Consider the following 3,603-nt stretch of genomic DNA (forward strand, 5'->3'; position numbering starts at 1 on the left):
ATTTCGCCTTCCAGGGGCAGCAGGCAAGCGCCTGCGTCGGTATCCAACACTTCGGGGCCGATGAGATGATATTGAATCAGCCCGCCGGGGATGGTGTAGCCGTAGGCCGTACTCTTGCCATTTTGATAAATATCCGGCTGAACGGCCAGGCGCTGGCCGGGGTGATACTGCTCCTGCAAATCCGCACCCACTTTGATGATTGTCAGCGAGACTTCATGCCCCAGGCGGCCCGGTTCTTTGGAGAGATCACGGTTGTAGAGTTTGGGATGGCCGCCCCCCTGATTGATGATCTTGACATCCGAGAAGCACATCCCCACACTGTCAATGCGTACCAGAAGCTGGTCATCTGCCGGTTCGGGGATATCGAATTGTTCGGGCTGGTTATCCCGCCCGATATTTTCTACGCCCGCGCCGTATAAATTCCACGCCCAGGTTTTTTCGGGAACTATTGCGTTTGCAGAACGATATTGTTGGTATTTAGACATTTTTTTTCACCGTTTTTCAATAGAACGCGGACGACACAGATGAGGCGGATTTTCGCGAATTCACTTTTAGAAATAAATTCGCGAAAATCCGTTCAATTTCGCGTTATCCGCGTTCTATTCGTATGTTGGAAAATTACTTACAAGCTGACGCACATCGAAAGCTGTGGCACAGGCCAATGCTTTGCGCGCCAACGCTTGAGTTTCTAAATAATTTTGGGTGCGTACCTGCGCCTTGACAGTTGGGATGGCGGGGACGGTGACGCTTAACTCATCAACGCCCAAGCCTATCAGAACAGGGATCGCCTGAGGATCAGCGCCCAACTCGCCACACACCCCCACCCACTTTCCAGCAGCGTGCGCAGCTCTGACCGTAGCATCAATCAAACGCAGCACAGCCGGATGCAGACCATCCGATTTGCCCGCCAATTGCGGGTGCATACGGTCCATCGCTAATGTGTATTGAGTCAGGTCGTTGGTGCCGACTGAGAAGAAATCGACGTGCTGGGCGAAGACATCTGCCATCAGCGCCGCCGAAGGAACTTCGATCATAATGCCCATCTCGACACTGGAAACGCCCAACTCGGCGCAGATTTCGTCCACAAGCGCGCGGGCTTCCAACCACTCAGCCAGATCGGCGACCATAGGGAACATGATGCGCAGCGTGCCGTATTGCGTGGCGCGCAGTACCGCTCGAAGTTGCTCACGAAATAATGCCGGCCGCGTCAGGCACAGCCGGATACCGCGCACACCCAAAAATGGATTGACTTCTTCGGGCATTTCAATATAAGGCAGCGGTTTATCGCCGCCCACATCCAGCGTCCGCACGATAACGGGGGCATTTTGCATAGCCTCTGCAATTTCGCGGTAGACGGCAAATTGCTCATCTTCCGATGGGGGCTGCTTGCGCTCTAAGAATAAGAATTCGGTGCGCAGCAGGCCCACGCCCTCCGCGCCAGATTTCAGCGCTTCACGTGCTTCAGCCGCACCGCCGATATTGGCCGCGATCTCAACCCGGTGCCCGTCGCGGGTAGTCGCCGGGGCGCCAGCCGATTGCTGCGCTTCAAGGCGCAGTTTTTGGTCCGCCTGCTGCATAGCTTTCGCCGCGGCAATTTCGGCTTCGCCCGGCTCGAGCGTTAACAAACCCGCATCACCGTTCAAAATTACGAGCATACCATCATCCAACGTCAGCACGCGTTCCCCCGCGCTGACAACTGCGGGCAGGCTCAGGGCGCGGGCGATAATCGCCGTGTGTGCCGTCGGGCCGCCGCTGGCGGTGCAGAAACCCAAGACTTTATCGCGGTCTAATGAAGCCGTATCCGAAGGCGACAAATCATCAGCCGCCACAATCACAGGATGATCTGGGAATTGCACGGTTTCACCAGCCACGCCCGCCAGAATACGCAACACCCGGTAGCCTACATCGTGCAAATCGGCGGCGCGGGCGGCCAGCAAGGGGTCATCCAGGCTGGCAACCAGCTTGGCACGCGCATCAATTGTGGATTGCCACGCCAGAGCTGCGCTCTGCCGCTGGTTGATTTTTGCCAGCACGGCATCGAGCAACTCGACATCATCCAATAATTCCAGATGCACATCAAATATGGCCGCCTCGCTGCCAGCATCCTGCGCCAGCATCTGAGCGTGCAAACGCGCCACCTGGCCTTTGGCCTGCTCAATCGCCGCCTGCAACTGATTTTTCTCGGCCGACTCGCCTTCGAAAGTCTCTTCGACTTTAATTTCGGAGCGTTTCAGATGATAGATTGGGCCGATAGCGATTCCCGGCGCGCCGGGTATGCCCTGAATGCAATTTTCAGGGAGCGTGGCGGGTTCCGTTTGGGGTGGTTGCGGCTTTTGGAGTGGATCCACCTCCGGGGTTGGTTCTGCTGCCGCGGCAACCCGCTCAATGAGTTCTTCTTCGCCCAAACCGCTCAGGATCGCTTGTTCTAAAGCTGTCAGCGCCGCGTCTTCATCTTCGCCATCCACTTCAATGCGGATCGCGCTGCCACTTTCAACGCCTAAAGTCAGCAATGAAATCAGACTTTTAGCGTTGGCTTTTTTCTCGCCATTAAACACACGAATATCGGATTTATAACCCTTTGCCATAGTGACAAAGACTTTCGCCGGACGGGCGTGCAATCCAGTGGGGTTTTGGATGACGATATCTAGTTGCTTCATAGCATAACCAACTTTCGTATACGGGTTTCGTTGTCAGACGTCTTTACATCAAATCACGTGCCCAAAGTCGATAGAATCAACTCCGGGTCGGTGGTTTGGATCAATTTCGCGGTTAAATCCTCATCTTCAAGCACCTCGGCTAATTGAGCCAGCACCCCCACATGCTCGTCGGACGAAGCCGCGATCCCAATGATGAGATGCGCTTTCTCGCCATCTTCCCACTCCACACCGTCGGGGAGTTGCAGCACGGAAATGCCGGTCTGATGAATATCGTCGCGATTATCATATTCGCCATGCGGAATGGCGATCCCCATCCCTAAATAGGTGGACATGGTTTCTTCGCGGGCCAGCATACCGTCTACATAGGCCGGAGCAACACAACCGCTGCTGACGAGTAACGCCCCCGCTTTTCGAATGGCATCCTGCTTATCGGTAGCGGAAGCCTGTACTTGAATGCGATCAAGCGCTAAGATAGCCACAATTTACTCTCCTGAAGCCGTAATTTCGCTGCCATCAACAAACGCCTGCACTAAAGCATCAAACGCCGGGTCATTGAGAAAGTGGTTGAAGGTCACAACAACGGCCTCGGGAGCTTTGCCCCGTACCACTTTTGCCAGCCCTTTATGCACAACCACAACTTTTGCATTTGCGGGTACTTCGCGCGCAGGCAAATGCTTCACGGTTACGCTCGTTATTTTGGCCTTCTTGAGTTTCTTTTTGAGCGAATTCACACTCATCAGGCTGGAGCCCATACCGGCTTCACAGGCCAAAATGATCGTATTAACATCTGTCGCGAGGATTGAATTTGCCATGAGATTCTCCTATTCGTTGCTATTGTCAATATGAGTATGAGGAAACCAGGAACCCATGAATCCAGCTTGCGCATATTCCTGGTTTCCTCACAAACAAACGATTACTATTTCTGAGAAGAAGACCTCCGAGATTT

At 54.1% G+C, this 3,603-nt stretch carries 2 protein-coding genes and 1 pseudogene; all 3 read right to left on the bottom strand.

Annotated elements, in window-relative coordinates; all coding sequences use genetic code 11:
- Nucleotides 1-485: alcohol dehydrogenase catalytic domain-containing protein (locus tag HN413_18385; protein ID MBT3392371.1), on the bottom strand; the 485-nt coding region annotated here is incomplete at its 3' end.
- 114 nt (nt 486-599) lie between these two features.
- Nucleotides 600-3,136: pseudogene (ptsP, locus tag HN413_18390) on the bottom strand (phosphoenolpyruvate--protein phosphotransferase).
- Nucleotides 3,137-3,139: 3 nt separating this feature from the next.
- Nucleotides 3,140-3,469 carry a PTS lactose transporter subunit IIB gene (locus tag HN413_18395; GenBank protein ID MBT3392372.1) on the bottom strand — a complete coding sequence of 110 codons (330 nt, stop codon included), beginning with the start codon at nt 3,467-3,469 and terminating at the stop codon, nt 3,140-3,142.
- Nucleotides 3,470-3,603: the final 134 nt, after the last annotated feature.

This window comes from Chloroflexota bacterium, assembly GCA_018648225.1.
Taxonomy (GTDB): Bacteria; Chloroflexota; Anaerolineae; order Anaerolineales; family UBA11858; genus NIOZ-UU35.